The sequence below is a fragment of the Aeromonas ichthyocola genome, from assembly GCF_046087985.1.
GTDB classification, from domain to species: Bacteria; Pseudomonadota; Gammaproteobacteria; order Enterobacterales; family Aeromonadaceae; genus Aeromonas; species Aeromonas rivipollensis.
This window is the reverse complement of the sequence record NZ_JBJSWH010000005.1, coordinates 34,030-50,240: the sequence shown is the minus strand read 5'-3', so window position 1 is coordinate 50,240 and position 16,211 is coordinate 34,030. Positions and strand designations below refer to the sequence as shown.

Sequence of the window (16,211 nt, the reverse complement as noted above, 5' to 3'; positions counted from 1 at the left end):
GCAGCTTGTCAGGCCCCATGTTGGTGTTTAAACCCTTGTTAACAATTTGGAAAACCGGAGTGACCCGTGGCTGGCCAAGGTTATGATGGGGTGAGAGATGTTCCCATCCTGACGGAGACCCCAGATGAACAGCCCCTTGCGCTATGTACTGGACGGCATCCATTGCGAGCCGCACTTTTTTACCGTTCCCCTCGATCATGATGATCCGGATGGTGACAGCATCACCCTGTTTGCCCGCACCCTCTGTCGCAAAGACAAACTCGATGACAAGCTGCCCTGGCTGCTCTTTTTGCAAGGGGGGCCGGGCTTTGGCGCTCCGCGCCCGACCGCCAACAGTGGCTGGCTCAAGCGGGCGTTGCAGGAGTTCAGAGTGTTGCTGCTGGATCAGCGTGGCACCGGGATGTCGAGCCCCATCAGCGCCGATGCGCTGGCCAAGATGACCCCCCGAGCAGGCGGAGTATCTCGGCCATTTTCGCGCCGACAGCATAGTGCAAGATGCCGAGTTCATCCGGCAGGAGCTCAGCCCAAGCATCGCTGGAGCCTGCTGGGCCAGAGCTTCGGCGGCTTTTGCAGCCTCACCTATCTCTCCCTGTTCCCGGACAGCCTGCACGAGGTCTACCTCACCGGCGGCGTGGCCCCCATAGGTCGCAGCGCAGACGAGGTCTACCGCGCCACCTACCAGAGGGTGGCGGACAAGAACCGCGCCTTCTTCGCCCGCTTCCCCCATGCCCAAGCCATCGCCAACCGGCTGGCGACCCACCTGCACCGCCACGATGTGCGCCTGCCCAACGGCCAGCGCCTGACGGTGGAGCAGTTGCAGCAGCAGGGGCTGGATCTCGGCGCCAGCGGCGCCTTCGAGGAGCTCTACTACCTGCTGGAGGATGCCTTCATCGGCGAGAAGCTCAACCCCGCCTTCCTCTACAAGGTGCAGGCCATGCAACCGTTCAACACCAACCCGGTGTTCGCCATCCTGCACGAGGCCATCTACGCCGAAGGGGAGGCCACCCGCTGGGCGGCCGAGCGGGTCAGAGGGGAGTTTCCGGCGCTGAACTGGGCGCCCGGCAAGGATTTCGCCTTCACCGGCGAGATGGTTTACCCCTGGATGTTCGAGCAGTTCCGCGAGTTGCAGCCCTGAAAGAGGCGGCCCATCTGCTGGCCAACAAGGCGGACTGGGGGCGCTCTATGACCCGGCGCAGCTGGCCCGCAACACAGGTGCCGGTGGCCTGCGCCGTCTATGCCGAGGACATGTACGTGGAGTTCGACTACAGCCGCGACACCCTCAGGGGCCTTGGCAACAGCCGCGCCTGGATCACCAACGAGTACGAGCACAACGGCCTGAGAGTCGACGGCGAGCTGGTGCTGGACAACTGATCGCCCTGAACCGGGACCGCTGATCTCTACCCCCTGCTGCCGGAAGACAGGCGCGACGAGCGGGCCGATGCCTTCCTCGCGCTCACCGCCGCTGCACCGGTGCGCCCCTGGCCCATCATGGCCTTTATCTGGCGTCACTACCGCCGCCGCATCGGCCTGCTCACCCTGTTGCAGCTGATCGGCATGCTGGCCACCCTGGCCAGCCCCTGGCTGCTCAACCACAGCATGACCCAGCTCGGCACCGGGGCCAGCACAGGCCACAAGCTGTTGCTCGCCTTCGCCCTGTTCGCCTCGGTGCTGGCCGCCGGCATGCTGGCGGAGCACTCCCTGCAACTGGCGCTCAAGATGCACGTCCCCATTCGCCGCCTGCTGGCCGAGTCCCTGCTCGCCAAGGTGATGAAACTCGGCGGCAAGAGCTTCGATGACAGGGCCGGCGGCCGGGTACAGAACCTCATCAACCGGGACGTATGGGACATTACTTGGATCCTGGCCGATCCCGCCATGCCGCTCACAATGGCGCTGCAACTGGCGGGCACCATAGCCCTGCTGGTATGGCAGGTGGGCAGCGCCGGCCTGGTGGGCTTTGCGGTGCTCACCCTGCTGCTGCTGCTCTCCACCCGGGTGGTGCGCCGCATGAACCAGCAGGAGCAGCAGCTCAAGCGCCAGCAGGACGAGCGCAACGGCATACTGGCCGAATACATCAAGAAGCTGCGGCTGGTGCGCCAGAACGGTCTCGGCGCCTTCTTCACCAAGGCGGCCAACGCCAAGCGCCAGCAGGAGCTGGGGGTGCTCGGTCGGGTGCTCAAGCTCGATGCCATCAACAGCTTCCTGATGATGAGCACCCCGCTGCTGGTGACCCTGGCCACCTTCACCACCTATCTGGCCTCGGGCCAGAGCCTGACCCTGCCCCAGGTGTTCACCACCATAGCCCTGTTCGCCGTGCTGCGGATCCCCATGATGCGGCTGCCTTACCTCATCCGTACCCTGATCAACTTCAATACCGGCTTCAACCGGCTGTGCGAGTTTCTGAGCAGCCCGGAGCAACACAGGGATCTCACCGACACCAGCCTGCCCGTCGGCAGCCTGGGGCTGGAAGAGGTCACCGCCCTGCACCAGCAAAAACCTGTACTGCAAGAGGTCAGCCTCAGCATACAACCAGGGGAGCTGGTGGGGATCACTGGGGCGACCGGGGCGGGCAAGAGCTGCCTGCTGCACCTGGTCGCCGGTTTTGACAACGGCTTTGAGGGGGCTATCCGTCGCAACGGCCGGGTGGCGCACCTCGGCCACAAACCCTGGCTGATGAACGACAGCATCCGCAACAACATTCTGTTCGGCCAGCCCTGGCACGAGGATCGCTACCAGTGGGTGCTCGGTGCCTGCGCCCTCACCACGGATCTGGGGCTGCTGAGCCACGGGGATCAGACCCTGGTGGGGGAGCTTGGCACCCGCCTCTCCGGCGGCCAGCAGCAGCGGGTCGCCCTGGCCCGCGCCCTCTATGCAGAGGCCGACATCCTGCTGCTGGACAACCCCTTGTCTGCGCTGGATCCCATGGTCTCGGCCCAGGTGCTGGAGCAGGGGCTCGCCTTCAAGCCGGGGCCGACCCGGCTGCTGGTGAGCCACGATCCGGACGTGCTGGCCCACTGCGATCGGGTGATCCGTATCGAGCAGGGCAGCCTGGTGGAGCTCGGCGCCCACCAGCTGGCGGATCTCATCCAGCACCCGCAACCCACTCCCCTGGTGGCGCCCCAGGAGGCGGAGCAGTTCAGCGAAGAAAAAGTGGTGGAGGGCAAGGTAGACTGGGGATTGTTTGGCTTCATGTGGCAGCGCCTGGCCGCCCCAGGCGCCATCCTGATCGCCCTGCTGCTCACGCTAGGTCAGGAGGGGCTGCGCATCGCCTCGGATCTCTGGCTCGGCGGCAAGGCCGAGGTGAGCGATGTGAGCACCCTGCTCGGCATCTATGTGCTGCTGGGGGCAGGATCGCTGGTCTGCATCATGGTGGTGCGGGTCATCAACTACAAACTCGGCCTCAAGCTGGCCTGGACCCTGTTCGACGGCATGCTGGGCCGCATCAGCCGCGCCCCCATGGCCTTCTTCGACAAGGTGCCCCAGGGGCGCATCCTCAACCGCTTCGATCGGGATCTCGGGGAGGCCCAGGAGGTGCTGCTCTCCATGCTGATGGGACTGTTCGGCATGCTGGTCTCTGTGCTGCTGCAGGTGGTGGTCATCGGCATCAACATTCCCCTGCTGCTGCTCATCGCCCCCCTGGTGGGCTGGGCACTCTACGTGCTGCAACGGCGCTACCGGGCGGTGCAGCTCAAGCTGCGGCGCCAGTCCTCGGTGCTGCGCTCCCCGCTTTATATCAGCATCAGCGAGACCATTCGCGGCGCCCCCGCCCTGCGTCTGGCCGGGGCCGAGCGCTTCGCCCTGGATCAGGTGCTGCATCACTATGACAACAACCTGCGCAGCTGGTACACCACCACCTCCATCAACCGCTGGCTCGGCATGCACCAGACCCTGCTCTCCGCCGCCCTGGTGGGAGCCGTGGCGCTGATGGTGGCCTTTGGCAACAGCCCGCTGCTGGGGGCCGTGGCCATCACCTACGCCTTCACCGCATCGGCCATGCTCAACTCCCTGATCCGTACCTTCGCCGAAGTGGAACAGGTGATGAACGCGGTGGAGCGGGTACGCGAATACAGCGAGATAGAGAGCGAGCGCCAGGAGGGAGAGGCCCTCGCCACTCCCCATCCGGCGGTGCGCTTCGACAACCTGGGGCTGCGCTACCCGGGCGCCAGCCAGTGGGCCCTGCACAGGGTCAACTTCGAGCTGGCCCCCGGCGAGAAGGTGGGGGTCTGTGGCCGCACAGGGGCAGGCAAGAGCTCCCTGCTCGGGGTGCTGCAGGCCATGTATCCAAGCTCCCAGGGGGAGATCTACTACAACGATCAGCCGCTGTCAGCGCTGGCGCCGGAGGCGGTGCGCGATCTGTACGACACCGTCTCCCAGATCCCCCTCACCTTCTTCGGCACCCTGCGCGCCAATCTCGCCCCCCTGAGCGAGCAGAGCGACGCCGCGCTGGAGCAGGCGCTGGCACGGGTGGGTCTGGCCGAGCGCTGCGCCGGCCGGCTGGACGAGGATCTCGACAGGCTGCAGCTCTCCGCCGGCGAGACCCAACTGCTGGTGATCGCCCGCATCCTGCTGTCGCGCCGCCCCCTCATCGTGCTGGACGAAGCCACCTCGGATCTCAGCCACGGCGGCATGCGCAAGATGGCGGAGCTGCTCTATCGCTACCGGCCAGAGGCCAGCTATCTGGTGGTAGCCCACCATCTGGAGCCGCTGTTGTCGGTGGACAAGGTGGTGGTGATGGAGGCTGGCACTGTGGTGGAGCAGGGATCCCCGGTCAGCCTGCTGGCCAATCCGGACTCCCGCTTCCACCAGCTGTTTGCCGGTCAGGTGAACCGCCAGGTGGGGGAACTGACGGGCTGAGATCTGCGTTGCCTTGCCGACGTCAGAAGGGCTGCCCGCGGGCAGCCCTACTCGTCGTGCGCCTCAGCGCTCCATGATCTGGGTGATGTCATCCTTGTTGATCAACATCTCCCGCCCCTCTTCGTCGTAGTAGCGGTACATGCCCGTGTCTTCATCCAGCTTGGGCTTGCTGTCGGTGGTAATCATCTTCCCGTCCCGGGTGCTCATGATGTATTGAGAGCTGCACGCCACCAGCCCCAGCATGCACACCAGGACCATCATCAGTCGTTTCATCGCCCGCCTCTTCTCCCTCCTGCATCCTCAGGACGAGGATGTTTCTTGAAGCCTAGCTCAAGCGCCCTCACCCGAATGAGTGTCACCAAAATATGAGAACAGCGAGCTGAATCAGCGAGTTAACATCGAGATGCGCCAGGATACCCAGATGAAAAAAGGCCGGACATGGGTCCGGCCTTCGAGTGGGCAACGCATTGGCGTTATCAGCCCTGTGGCTTGCGCTCACCTGTGACTGTGGGGTTCTTGGGGTCTGAGCTCCACTCGTACCAGCCGCCGTCATAGACGCTGATCCGCTTCCAGTCCATCAGCCAGGCGTAGAAGAAGGCCTCGGAGGCGCGCCAGCCGGTACCGCAGTAGAAGGCGGCCTGCTGGGTGGGTGCTATGTCCCACTGGTCCCACATGGCGAGGATCTCGCGGGCCGGTTTCATGGTACCGTCCGGGTTGTGGAAGTCGCTCATGCTGTTGGCATCCACGCCGCCGTGACCCCACTTGGCCCCTGGGATGTCGCCCTTGGGCTTGATGTAGCTGTAGCCGGAGGTGTTGCCGACAAACTCGTCCCAGGTGCGCACGCTGACCAGGGCGCTATCGGGCTGCTTGAGCAACTCTTTCGCCTGACTTAGCGTGGTGTAATACTCGGGGTGGGCCGGAATGGTCACGCCAAACTCCTTCACCGGCTCAAACTTGTTGGCCAGGCCGGTCTCGGTGCGCAGGTGCTGCACGAACCAGGCATCCAGGCCGCCGTCCAGCAGGCGCACGTCTTCCACCCCGGCATACATCATCAGGTGAGCGGCACGGGCCGCCGCCATGGTGTTGCGACCGTAGAGGATGACGGTGGTGTCGTGGCGGATGCCGTTCTCCAGCAGCAGCTGCTTGAGGGCTTCGTCAGACACCTTGTTCCACAGCGGCTCCTCTTCCAGGCGGTTGGTGTCGATGTAACCGGCCCCCGGGATATGGCTCAGCAAATAAGCCTTGGGGGCACCCCAGTCGACTTCGAAGACCTTCCAGTCCCCCTTGGGGGTGGCGGCCACCGGCTTGCCTGCCTGCAGATCGGCGAGCCAGAGCGGGTAGACCAGCTGCTGCCAGCGGGCCAGGTGCTCGCGCGGCGCACTCTGCCAGCCCTGCAGCTCGAACAGTTGCTTGATGCCCTGCTGGCGCAGCAGGCGGGCCACCTCGGCCACTTCCCGCGGGGCGCCGTAGAGGGCGACCGGCAGATCGGCCTTCAGCCCCTTGCTCGCGAGCGCCTTGGGCCACTCTTCGTCACTGTATTTCCACTCGGCGGAGAGGTTCTCGGCGCCAGCCACGTGGCCCCCCTGCTTCTCGCCCGCCATGGGCCAGCCCTGATAGAAGTAGCTGGGGCGGGTATCCAGGATCACGGCCTGCTTGGCCTTGGCATCGGCCAGGGAGAGAGGGGGCAGTTCGGCGGCCAGGGCGGGCCAGGCACACCAGAGCAGCAAGGCAGCCAGGCAGCTTCGCCACAGTCCAGTCATTCGTTTCATGATGTTGTCTCGATGCATAGTGAACAAAGTTAAAAAATGGAGCGGCCGAGGCGCTCGGCCAGCAGCTCCAGCGCCGCCGTGCCCGCCAGGGAGTTGCCCGCCTTGTTGAGTTCGGGGGACCAGACGCAGACCGTCAGTTCGCCGGGGATCAGCGCCATTATGCCACCCCCCACCCCGGACTTGCCCGGCATGCCAACCCGGTAGGCGAAGTCGCCAGCCTCGTCATAGAGGCCGCAGGTGGCGAGCAGGGCATTGACCTGCTTGGTGGTACGGGCTGGCAAGAGCGGCGTGCTCTCGCCGAGCGGCGCGCCGCGGTTGGCCAGGTAGATGAATGCCCGGGCCAGATCGACGCAGCTCATGCGGATGGCGCAGGCATTGAAGTAGCTCTGCAGCACCTTGTCCACCTCGTTCTCGAAGTTGCCATAGGCCTTCATCAGGTAGGCGATGGCGGCGTTGCGGGCGGCGTGCTGATATTCGGAGCGGGCCACTACCTGGTCCGCCATGATGGCCGGATTACCGGAGAGGCGTCGCACCAGATCCAGGGTGCGTTGGCGCGGGGCGGTGAGCCGGGTCTCCAGCAGATCGCTCACCACCAGGGCGCCGGCATTGATGAAGGGGTTGCGGGGAATGCCGTGCTCGAACTCGAGCTGCACCAGGGAGTTGAACGGCTGGCCGGAGGGCTCCTTGCCCACCCGGGCCCAGATCTCCTCCTCCTGATAGAGGGTGAGGGCCAGCGTCAGGCTCAAGGCCTTGGAGATGCTCTGGATGGAGAAGGGCTCGAAGGCATCACCGGCGGTGAACAGCTCCCCCTCCACGGTGCAGACAGCGATCCCGAGTCTGTCCGCCGGCACCTGTGCCAGCGCGGGAATGTAATCGGCCACCTTGCCCTGCCCGAGCAGCGGGCGCACCTCTTCCAGGATGCTGGCCAGTAATTCGGATGACAACACCATAGACGATTCCATGACGTGAGACGGGGTGAGGCCAGGCTCACCGACAAAAATCCCGCCGGCGGCGGGATTTTCTATCTGCCCGAGAGGCAGTCAGATATCAGGCCGGCTCGCCGTACCAGAGATCGAACAGCTCGGTGACCACCACGGCCTCCATTCCCTTGCCTTCCAGCCAGGCTTTGACGACGGCGCGGTCCTCTTCGGTGCACTTGCCCAGTTGCTGGGTGCAGATCATCCCTTCCCAGGCCAGGTGGCCTGAACCGGCGAAGGCCAGCTTGCGAGGTTCAACAACCTCATCGATCATCGCATCGACTACCGCATCGATGGTCTCTTCGGCAGTGCCGACCGGGAAGTTGAAACTGATGTCGAAACCCATTTCCTGGAATTCATCGACGCGCAGTTTCTTACGCAGACGGCGGCTACGATTGGCCATGATAGCTCCTCAAGTTAGTTGATACGCGAGTTGACGCGCCAGCTCAGCTGACACGCTTGAAAATCAGATCCCAGACACCGTGGCCCAGACGATGGCCACGTTGTTCGAATTTGGTCAGCGGACGCCAGTCGGGACGGGGCACCCAGTTGCCGGTGGCGGAGGTGTTCTCGTACCCCTCGGCGGCGCTCATCACTTCCAGCATGTGCTCGGCATAGTTTTCCCAGTCGGTGGCCATGTGGAAGACGCCACCTATGGCGAGCTTCTGGCGGATGTCCTGGGCAAAGGCCGGCTGCACTATGCGGCGCTTGTGGTGGCGGCTCTTGTGCCAGGGATCCGGGAAGAAGAGCTGCAGGCAGGAGAGCGAGCCGTTCGGGATCATGTGCTCCAGCACTTCCACCGCATCGTGGCAGATGACGCGCAGGTTGGTGACGCCCGCCTCCTGGGCGGTACCGAGGCAGGCACCCACGCCAGGGGAGTGCACCTCTATGCCGATGAAGTTCTTCTCGGGGGCATTCCTGGCCATCTCCACCAGGGAAGCGCCCATGCCGAAGCCGATTTCCAGCACCACCGGGGCCTCGCGGCCAAACAGCGCCACCATGTCGAGGGGCTGTGGTGCGAAATCTATGCCCATGACCGGCCAGAGCTCTTCCAGGGCCTTCTCCTGCCCTTTGGTCAGGCGGCCTTCGCGACGGACGAAGCTGCGGATCTTGCGCATGAACTTGCCGTCTTCGTTAAATACATCTTGGGTCACAGGCATAATTGTCTCGTTATTTCATCAATCCGGGTAACAGAACCGGGGTCAATCCGGGTTTAGGCCGACCTGGTTGGTTCGTTATTTCATCAATCGGCAAAAACAGGGGAGCGAATTATCCCAAGATAGGCCCAAGGCGCAAGTGTTTCGCAAAACAAATCCCCCCTGACTGACCAATTCCGCCACTGCGGTTGACAAATGCCACCCCCTTCACAGAATCTGCGGGGCGTCAGGTGCATCCTGACGCGGAAAAATAAAACCATACACAACAAAGGATTGCAGTATGAAAAAAGCCCTTTTGACCCTCGCCATCTCGGCCCTGCTGGCCGGGTGCAACCCCTCGGATAATGACTCCCAGCCCCCCGCCCCTGCCACCCAGGCCTATGAATACCTGGTGCAGCTGAGCTCGAGTGCCGAGGGAATAGGTGCCAGACCCACGGGCACCGAGGCCGAGACCCGCGCCGCCGCCTGGATCCAGGACCATCTGACCGGCTGGGGCTACGAGGTGCAGAGCCAGCCCTTCACCTACACCCGAAGCGGCACCGAGAAGCACTCCCAGAACCTGGTCGCCGAGCTCAAGGGCCAGAGTGACAAGGTGATCCTCATCGGCGCCCACTACGACAGCACAGGCGAGAAGAAGGGCTCCGAAGGTGCCACCGACAACGGTGCCGGTGTCGCGGCCCTGCTGGCGGTCGCCGAGGCGCTCAAGGATCAAACCCTGCCCTACACTGTGCGCTTCGCCTTCTTCGGGGCTGAGGAGAACGGCCTCAACGGCTCCAAGGCCTATGCCGCCAGCCTGGATGCCGACGCCGTCGCCAAGCTGCTGGCCATGGTGAACTACGACACCATAGCCGGGGGCGACATCGTCTACGTCCACTCCGCCCATTCGGACGTGGCCGAGTACAGCTGCGCCGAGCCGAGCCGCTACAGCTTCGATCCCAAGGTGCGCGACCGCCTGCTGGCCATCTCCAAGCAGAGCGCCACCCCGTTCGCCATTCACCCCAGCTACGGCGGCTACCCGGAAGGGGAGACCGGCAGCTGGTCGGATCATGCGCCTTTTGCCTGCCTGGGGGTGCCCATCGCCTACGTGGAAGCCACCAACTTCACCATCAACGGGGAAGATGGCTATGACGGCTACTCCCAGAGCACCAACCCGGCGCTGTGGGACTGCTACGACGAGGCCAGCAAGAGCGCCTGCGATCGGGACAGCGAGACCCAGTGGGGCAAGATCTGGCACACAGAGCACGACCGCCTCGACAAGATGGCCGAACTGTTCCCGGGCCGGGTCCAGCAGCAACTCGGTGCCAACACGGATCTGATGATCAGTTTCCTGAAAGAACCCGGGCTCTGAGCACCAAGCCGATGATCTGCGTCTTCAGGCTGAAAGAGCCCGGGCTCCAGGCTCAGGGCAGATGAACACCTGACAGGGGTTTTTGCGCCCCCGGCCAGGGTAGAGACGATAAAATTCGGGCAGGTGCCAAACCTGCCCTTTTTTATGGATTTTTGTGACAGCCATTGCCTCATTTCTGAAATCTGATACAAACGGATAACCTGGCGGTTGAATGGAGCGACCGCCACCTAGTCAGAGAGAACCCTATGCAGCCGTTTTTTGCCCAGCGCTTCGAGAAGGTCGAGCCTTCCTTTATCCGTGAAATCCTCAAAGTCGCCGCCAATCCGGAGATCATCTCCTTCGCCGGCGGCCTGCCCAATCCCCACCTGTTCCCGGTCAAGGCCATAGAGCAAGCCTGCCAGGACGTGCTGCGCGAGCAGGGCGCCGCGGCGCTGCAATACGCCACCACCGAAGGGTTCGCCCCGCTGCGCCAGTACATTGCCGATCGCTACCAGAGCCGCCACGGCATGGTGGTCAACCCGGACAACATCCTCATCACCAGCGGCTCCCAGCAGGCGCTGGATCTGCTGGGCAAGGTGCTGGTGAACGAAGGGCAGGATCTCATCATCGAAGAGCCGGGCTACCTGGGTGCCATCCAGGCGTTCTCCGTCTATCAACCGAATTTCAAGCCCATCACCCTGGGGGAAGAGGGACTGGATCTGGCCGCGCTGGATGCGCTGCTGGAGCAGGGTTCCAGCGCCAGGCTGCTGTACGGCGTGCCGAACTTCCAGAACCCGAGCGGGGTCTCCTACAGCCGTGCCAACCGCGAAGCGCTGGCCGAGCGCCTGGTGCGCCACGATCTGCTGATGGTGGAAGACGACCCCTATGGCGAGCTGCGCTTCGAGGGTGAACACCTGCCCCCCATCGCCAAGCTGGCGCCGGACAATACAGTGCTGCTCGGCTCCTTCTCCAAGACGGTGGTGCCCGCCTTCCGTCTGGGCTGGATGCTGGTGCCGGACTGGCTGCGCAAGAAGGTCACCATCGCCAAGCAGGCCACGGATCTGCACAGCAACGCCTTCAGCCAGCAGGTGCTGCACCGCTTCCTGACCGATCACTCGCTCGACGCTCATCTGGAGAAGATCAAGGAGGTCTATGGCCGCCAGCGGGCCGCCATGGAGGCCGCCCTGAGCCGTCACTGCCCGCCCGGCGTCAGCTACACCCGCCCCGAGGGGGGCATGTTCCTCTGGCTGACCCTGCCGCCCAGCATCAGCGCCATGGCCCTGTTCGACGAGGCGATAAAGGAGAAGGTCGCCTTCGTGCCCGGCGCCCCCTTCTATGTGCGCCCCGAGATCCAGAACACCCTGCGCCTGAGCTTCTCCTGTGTGGATGAGGCCACCACGGAAGAGGGCATCAAGCGCCTCTGCCGCGCCCTGTCCCGCATGCTCTAAGCCCTCCGGGGATGAAAAAAAACCAGCGACCTGGGTCGCTGGTTTTTTTATGCCTCACCGTCAGCCCCTGTGAGCGGGCGGCAAGCCATTGGAGCCGAGCGCCTTGGCGCGGCGCCCTCAGGCTGACGGCGACGTCTGGGTGGGCAGCAGGCTGGCAAAGGCCGTCATCGGCATGGGCCTGCCATAGAAGTAGCCCTGCAGGAAGCTCACCTGGCGCTCCTTCAGATAATCGGCCTGCACCTGGTTCTCCACCCCTTCCGCCACCAGCAGCAAACCGAGCCGGGTCGCCAGATCGATGACGTTCTCGACTATGTGGCTGGAGAGCGCATCCGAGCCAATCATGCCGACGAAGCTCTTGTCTATCTTGAGGAAGTCCACCTGGAAGGCCTGCAGATAGGTCAGGCTGGAGTGGCCTGTGCCGAAGTCGTCGATGGCGATGAAGACCCCGAGCTGATGCAGTTCGGCAAACAGCCGATCCGTCGTCTCGTCCGCCACTATCAGCTCCCGTTCGGTCAACTCCAGCACCAGCTTGATGGGGTTCCCCCGGAAGGCGCCGATGAAGTCCCGACAATCGTCCAGCAGGCTCAGATCCTTGCAGTGGCTGGCGCTGATGTTGAAACCGAAGTGGAACCCCCTGGGCAGCTGGTCCGCCAGGGGGGCAAAGGCCTCCCGCACCTGGGCCATCAGCAGCCGGGTCATGGGGACTATGAGGCCGCTGTCTTCCGCCAGCGGAATGAAACGATCCGGCGAGATCATGCCCTGACGGGGATGCTGCCAGCGCATCAGCACCTCGCAGCCGCTCCAGTGTGCATCCTCCCCCGTCACCACGGGTTGCAGATAGGGGATGAACTCCTGCTGATCCAGCGCCCGCTTCAGCTCCTGGGTCGGGGAGGTCGAGCGCCCCGTCAGCCAGAAGATCCCCACCCCGAACAGCACGCTCAGCAGGGGATAGAGTATGATGCCGACCTTGGAGTAGTCCCAGATGTGGGCCCTGTACTCATCGACCGATACTCGGGTCACCACCTTGAACGGATACTTGGCCGGAGGTCTCCTCCAGATAGCCCTTCTGTCCGGCGGGAGCCCCGACCTGACCTGAGCCAAACCCGCCAGCATCTTCCCCACCACCAGCCCAGGGGGGAGTTGCGGCTGGAGCATGTCCAGAATGTTGCGCAGGTAGTAGCCATCTACACCGACCAGCACGCTGAAGGCGCCTTGTCTCCTTTCATGACGCAGCACGATCAGGGGGCGATTCCGGTGTGACCTCATTGCCAGGCAGCAGTTGCAGCCTGCCACCCATAGCGGTCGGCTTGAAGGGGCCATCGACCGGGCCATAGAGCGAGGTGCAGTAGATGGTCGCTGCCCTCGGCCAGGTTGACGGAACGCACATCCGGCACTGTCGGCCACCTGTTCCGCAGCAGTTGTGCCGCCTCCTTGCAGGGCTTCCAAGCATCCCCTCCACATTGATGGCCGCCTGCTGGGCATGGCCATGGAGCGCTCAAACATCACACTGGCATGCTGCAACCGTGAATCGGCATCCTGCCTTATCTCCGTCACCGTCTGCCAGATAACGGCAACAACCCCCAGCAGCAGGAGCCGACCCCCAGCAGCGCCAAGAGAATCCTCGAGTAAAGCTGGCGAAGTTTCAAACGACGAAATGGCATGGCGGCCTCTTTGATGCTCGGATAAAGGGTGACAGCCTCGGTGGACAGGCGAAAAGGGTCGCCATAATAGCGATTGTTCAACAAATGTCCACCCAACAAAAATCAATCAATTCAAACTATTGTTCAACAATATGTCGTAAGAAGAGGATAGAGTTAACAAACGTCAAACAGAAAACTCCCGAAGCACGTCTCACTTGTTGAAGGGAAGCCACACCATTAAAGTTGAGCCAACAGCAGCAGGAGCATGCAGCGATGAAGATTCTGATTACCGGAGGAACCGGCTTTATCGGCCGCAAGCTGGTGGCCCATCTCAAGGTCAATCACGAGGTGGTGGTACTGAGCAGGCAGGGCAGCCGCGCTTATATCCCTGCTCGGCCACGACATCAAGGTATTGGATAACCTCGACCGGCTCGATGACCTCAATGACGTGGACGCGGTGATCAATCTGGCCGGTGAACCCATCGCCGCCGGACGCTGGAGCGAGTCGCGCAAACAGCTGCTCTGCGATAGCCGCTGGCTGCTGACCGAGCAGCTGGTGGATCTCATCAAGCTCTCCAGCACGCCGCCCAAGGTGCTGATCAACGCCTCCGCCATCGGCTGGTATGGCAGACAGGGCATGAAACCCTCGACGAGCAGTGCCGCTCTCCCAACGACGAGTTCACCCACCAGCTCTGCCAGCAGTGGGAAACCCTGGCGCAAGAGGCCCAGAGCCGCCAAACCCGGGTCTGTATCGTGCGGATCGGGCTGGTGCTCGGCATGGATGGCGGCGCCCTGCCCAAAATGCTCCCCCCTATCGACTCGGACTCGGCGGCCCCATGGGATCGGGCAGCCAGATGATGAGCTGGATCCATGTGCAGGATCTGGTGCGCGCCATGCTGTTCTTGCTGGAACACGAAGAGTGCAGCGGCATCTTCAACGGCACTGCGCCCCATCCGGTCAGCAACCGGGAGTTCAGCCAGACCCTTGCCACCACGCTGCACCGTCCGCACCTCTTCTTCGTCCCGGCGCCGCTGTTGCAACTGGTGATGGGGGAGGCGGCCAGATCTGCTGCTGACCGGACAGCAAGGTGATACCAGCACGGCTGCAACAGGCCGGTTTCCACTTCAGCTATCCCGAGCTGCCGAGCGCCCTCACCAATCTGCTGCGTGAGCCCCGCTAACTCACACCCGCTCGCTGCATCCGCTCGTCAGCGCCCGGATAACAAGCAGCCCGGCCAATGGCCGGGCTGCTTGTTTATGGTGGCTGCGCTATTGCACTCAGTGGCATCGGCTCGCGCTGGCGGGATTACAGCAACCCCTGACCCAGCCCCCGCAGCCGGTCGCTCAGGGTGCCCGCCAGCAGCTGACGGCGTATGCCCTGACCGGCCAGGGTCACCAGCAGGGCCCCCAGCAAGGGCAAGCCGGCCCAGATGGCCCAGTGGAACTGCCACTGGCCATCGAACCACCACCACTGCAGGCCAAAGGAGCAGAGCTCCACCACCATGGCGGCGCACAGCCCTGCCAGGGCGCCACTGGCCACCAGCTCCCAGCGCAGCATCTTCTCCAGCAGTTTGCTGCCCGCCCCCAGGGTGCGCATCAAGAGCAGCTCCCGGCGCCGGTCGGCCATGCTGGCCTGGGTCTGGGTCAACAGCACCAGCAGGGCGGCCACAGTCACCAGCCCCAGCATCAGCCCCAGTGCGCGGCTCACCTGATCCGAAACCACAGTCAGCCGCCCTATCAGATCCTCCACATCGATGAGACTCACCGTGGGGTGACGACGGATAAGCTCCACCTCGGCACTGCGTCCCTCAGGCGGCAATCGGTAACTACCAAGCCAGGTACGGGAGAAGGGTGCCAGCAGATCCTCGGAGAAGATCATGTAGAAGTTGGGGCGCATGTTGTCCCACTTGATGCTGCGCAAACTGGTGACCCTGGCGCCGAAGCTGCGCCCCTCTATGGTAAAGCGAGCATGTCCCCCAGCGATATCGAGCCGGCCCGCCAGCTCGCTATCCACCGACACCTCGCCGGGCCCAGCCGAGCCATTTCCCGGCCACCAGCTTGTTGTCGATTGGCAGGGTCGCCGTGGTAGTGAAGTTGAGCTCGCGATTCACCCCCTCGCGGCCACTGCTCCTCACCCACCGCCTCACCGGCGATATGGGTCAGCCTGCCGCGCACCATGGGATAGAAATCGGAGGTGGTGGCCCCGGCTGACGCCAGTTCGCCAGGATCCCCTCGCGCTCGTTCTCGGCCACATTGACCAGAAAACGGTTGGGCGCATCGACGGGAAGACGAGCCGAAAACTCATCCAGCAGATCGACCCGGGCCGCCCAGAGCAAGCCAAACAGCATCAGCGCCAGCGCAAAGCCCGCCAGCTGAAACAGGCCGCTGCTGCGCTCGCGCGACAGGTGGGCCAGCGCCAGCCGCAAGGCATGAGGCCCGCTCACTCTCGCCCCAGCCGCAACATCAGGGCTGCCAGCAGCGCCAGCAGCCCCATCAGCAATCCCATGCCCCCGACCAGACCCAGCGCCAGCCGCACATCGGCGGTAAAGCCCCAGACCAGCGCAAACAGCCCGAGCAGGCCGACCGGCAGAGCCAGCCAGGGGGGAATCCCCGCCTCCAGCTCCCGGCGCAATACCCGCAGCGGTGGCACCTTCAGCAGCCGCAAGAAGGGCACAAAAGCGAGCAGCAGGGTGATAAAGAGCGCCACCGCCACGCCCAGCGCAAAGGGGCGCCAGGAGGGCGGCGGCAGATCCGGCTGGCAGCAGGTCCCCCAGCAGTTGCAAGGTGATCCACTGCATGGCGTGCCCGCCACCAGACCCAGCAGCGCGCCGATCAGCGTCAGCGACAGCAGCAGGGTTCCCATCAGTTGCCAGAGCGAGCGACGAGATGCCCCCAGCGTCTTGAGCAGCGCCACCATATTGGTCTGGCGCTCGGCGAAGTGGCGCACCGCAATGCCCATCGCCAACGCCCCCAGCAACACCCCGCTTAGCGAGGCAAGCCGGAAGAAACGCTCGGCATTGGCCAGCGAGCGACCCACTTGGGA

At 63.8% G+C, this 16,211-nt stretch carries 14 protein-coding genes and 2 pseudogenes; 6 read left to right on the top strand and 10 right to left on the bottom strand.

Features of this window, described 5'->3' with window-relative positions:
- The first annotated feature begins 124 nt into the window (after positions 1-124).
- The 3 genes and pseudogenes from ACF2JD_RS15220 to ACF2JD_RS15210 all read left to right on the top strand — a co-directional run.
- A complete protein-coding gene (locus ACF2JD_RS15220; protein ID WP_440987727.1) occupies positions 125-1,135 on the top strand; it encodes an alpha/beta fold hydrolase in 1,011 nt (336 codons plus the stop codon).
- Between the two features lie 47 nt (positions 1,136-1,182).
- Positions 1,183-1,371: a hypothetical protein gene (locus tag ACF2JD_RS15215; protein WP_440987726.1), complete on the top strand. Its 189-nt coding sequence runs from the start codon at positions 1,183-1,185 to the stop codon at positions 1,369-1,371.
- 21 nt (positions 1,372-1,392) lie between these two features.
- A pseudogene (locus ACF2JD_RS15210) lies at positions 1,393-4,851 on the top strand (ATP-binding cassette domain-containing protein); the annotation flags it as partial.
- 63 nt (positions 4,852-4,914) lie between these two features.
- Here ACF2JD_RS15210 and ACF2JD_RS15205 read toward each other — a convergent pair.
- The 5 genes from ACF2JD_RS15205 to trmB form a co-directional block, all read right to left on the bottom strand.
- On the bottom strand, positions 4,915-5,124 hold the full coding sequence (locus ACF2JD_RS15205; protein ID WP_106887720.1) for a YgdI/YgdR family lipoprotein: 210 nt from the start codon (positions 5,122-5,124) through the stop codon (positions 4,915-4,917).
- 203 nt (positions 5,125-5,327) lie between these two features.
- Entirely contained in the window at positions 5,328-6,611 is a 1,284-nt protein-coding gene (locus tag ACF2JD_RS15200; RefSeq protein WP_420920710.1) for a rhodanese-like domain-containing protein, read from the bottom strand.
- Between the two features lie 38 nt (positions 6,612-6,649).
- Positions 6,650-7,570, bottom strand: coding sequence for a glutaminase B (glsB, locus tag ACF2JD_RS15195; protein WP_167402288.1), 921 nt, complete (start codon positions 7,568-7,570; stop codon positions 6,650-6,652).
- Between the two features lie 97 nt (positions 7,571-7,667).
- Entirely contained in the window at positions 7,668-8,000 is a 333-nt protein-coding gene (locus ACF2JD_RS15190) for a YggL family protein (RefSeq protein WP_106887723.1), read from the bottom strand.
- 43 nt (positions 8,001-8,043) lie between these two features.
- Positions 8,044-8,757 (bottom strand): tRNA (guanosine(46)-N7)-methyltransferase TrmB, encoded by a 714-nt coding sequence (trmB, locus tag ACF2JD_RS15185; protein WP_139436010.1) that lies wholly within the window; start codon positions 8,755-8,757, stop codon positions 8,044-8,046.
- 277 nt (positions 8,758-9,034) lie between these two features.
- Between trmB and ACF2JD_RS15180 the strand changes: the two genes are divergently transcribed.
- Entirely contained in the window at positions 9,035-10,102 is a 1,068-nt protein-coding gene (locus ACF2JD_RS15180; RefSeq protein ID WP_440987725.1) for a M20/M25/M40 family metallo-hydrolase, read from the top strand.
- Between the two features lie 245 nt (positions 10,103-10,347).
- Positions 10,348-11,529, top strand: a complete 1,182-nt coding sequence (locus tag ACF2JD_RS15175) for an aminotransferase-like domain-containing protein (protein WP_168234459.1) — start codon at positions 10,348-10,350, stop codon at positions 11,527-11,529.
- Positions 11,530-11,646: 117 nt separating this feature from the next.
- On the opposite strand, the gene ACF2JD_RS15170 is transcribed toward ACF2JD_RS15175, so the two are convergent.
- Entirely contained in the window at positions 11,647-12,729 is a 1,083-nt protein-coding gene (locus ACF2JD_RS15170; RefSeq protein ID WP_440987724.1) for an EAL domain-containing protein, read from the bottom strand.
- A 713-nt stretch (positions 12,730-13,442) separates the two neighbouring features.
- Here ACF2JD_RS15170 and ACF2JD_RS15165 point away from each other — a divergent pair.
- Positions 13,443-14,349, top strand: a pseudogene (locus ACF2JD_RS15165) (TIGR01777 family oxidoreductase).
- A 125-nt stretch (positions 14,350-14,474) separates the two neighbouring features.
- Here ACF2JD_RS15165 and ACF2JD_RS15160 read toward each other — a convergent pair.
- Genes ACF2JD_RS15160 through ACF2JD_RS15145 form a run of 4 tightly spaced genes read right to left on the bottom strand, consistent with a single transcriptional unit; the run spans position 14,475 to position 16,205 of the window.
- On the bottom strand, positions 14,475-15,182 hold the full coding sequence (locus ACF2JD_RS15160) for an FtsX-like permease family protein (RefSeq protein WP_440987723.1): 708 nt from the start codon (positions 15,180-15,182) through the stop codon (positions 14,475-14,477).
- Positions 15,175-15,303 (bottom strand): hypothetical protein, encoded by a 129-nt coding sequence (locus ACF2JD_RS15155; RefSeq protein ID WP_440987722.1) that lies wholly within the window; start codon positions 15,301-15,303, stop codon positions 15,175-15,177. Before ACF2JD_RS15155 ends, ACF2JD_RS15160 begins: the two co-directional genes overlap by 8 nt.
- 24 nt (positions 15,304-15,327) lie before the next feature.
- A complete protein-coding gene (locus tag ACF2JD_RS15150; protein ID WP_440987721.1) occupies positions 15,328-15,612 on the bottom strand; it encodes a hypothetical protein in 285 nt (94 codons plus the stop codon).
- Positions 15,609-16,205, bottom strand: coding sequence for an FtsX-like permease family protein (locus ACF2JD_RS15145; protein WP_440987720.1), 597 nt, complete (start codon positions 16,203-16,205; stop codon positions 15,609-15,611). The genes ACF2JD_RS15150 and ACF2JD_RS15145 overlap by 4 nt, the downstream gene beginning before the upstream one ends.
- Positions 16,206-16,211: the final 6 nt, after the last annotated feature.

Excerpts from the sequence above, each read along its gene's own strand:
- ACF2JD_RS15220 (WP_440987727.1), top strand. The coding sequence starts at position 125 with ATGAACAGCCCCTTGCGCTATGTACTGGACGGCATCCATTGCGAGCCG.
- ACF2JD_RS15215 (WP_440987726.1), top strand. The coding sequence starts at position 1,183 with ATGACCCGGCGCAGCTGGCCCGCAACACAGGTGCCGGTGGCCTGCGCC.
- ACF2JD_RS15205 (WP_106887720.1), bottom strand. The coding sequence starts at position 5,124 with ATGAAACGACTGATGATGGTCCTGGTGTGCATGCTGGGGCTGGTGGCG.
- ACF2JD_RS15200 (WP_420920710.1), bottom strand. The coding sequence starts at position 6,611 with ATGACTGGACTGTGGCGAAGCTGCCTGGCTGCCTTGCTGCTCTGGTGT.
- glsB (WP_167402288.1), bottom strand. The coding sequence starts at position 7,570 with ATGGTGTTGTCATCCGAATTACTGGCCAGCATCCTGGAAGAGGTGCGC.
- ACF2JD_RS15190 (WP_106887723.1), bottom strand. The coding sequence starts at position 8,000 with ATGGCCAATCGTAGCCGCCGTCTGCGTAAGAAACTGCGCGTCGATGAA.
- trmB (WP_139436010.1), bottom strand. The coding sequence starts at position 8,757 with ATGCCTGTGACCCAAGATGTATTTAACGAAGACGGCAAGTTCATGCGC.
- ACF2JD_RS15180 (WP_440987725.1), top strand. The coding sequence starts at position 9,035 with ATGAAAAAAGCCCTTTTGACCCTCGCCATCTCGGCCCTGCTGGCCGGG.
- ACF2JD_RS15175 (WP_168234459.1), top strand. The coding sequence starts at position 10,348 with ATGCAGCCGTTTTTTGCCCAGCGCTTCGAGAAGGTCGAGCCTTCCTTT.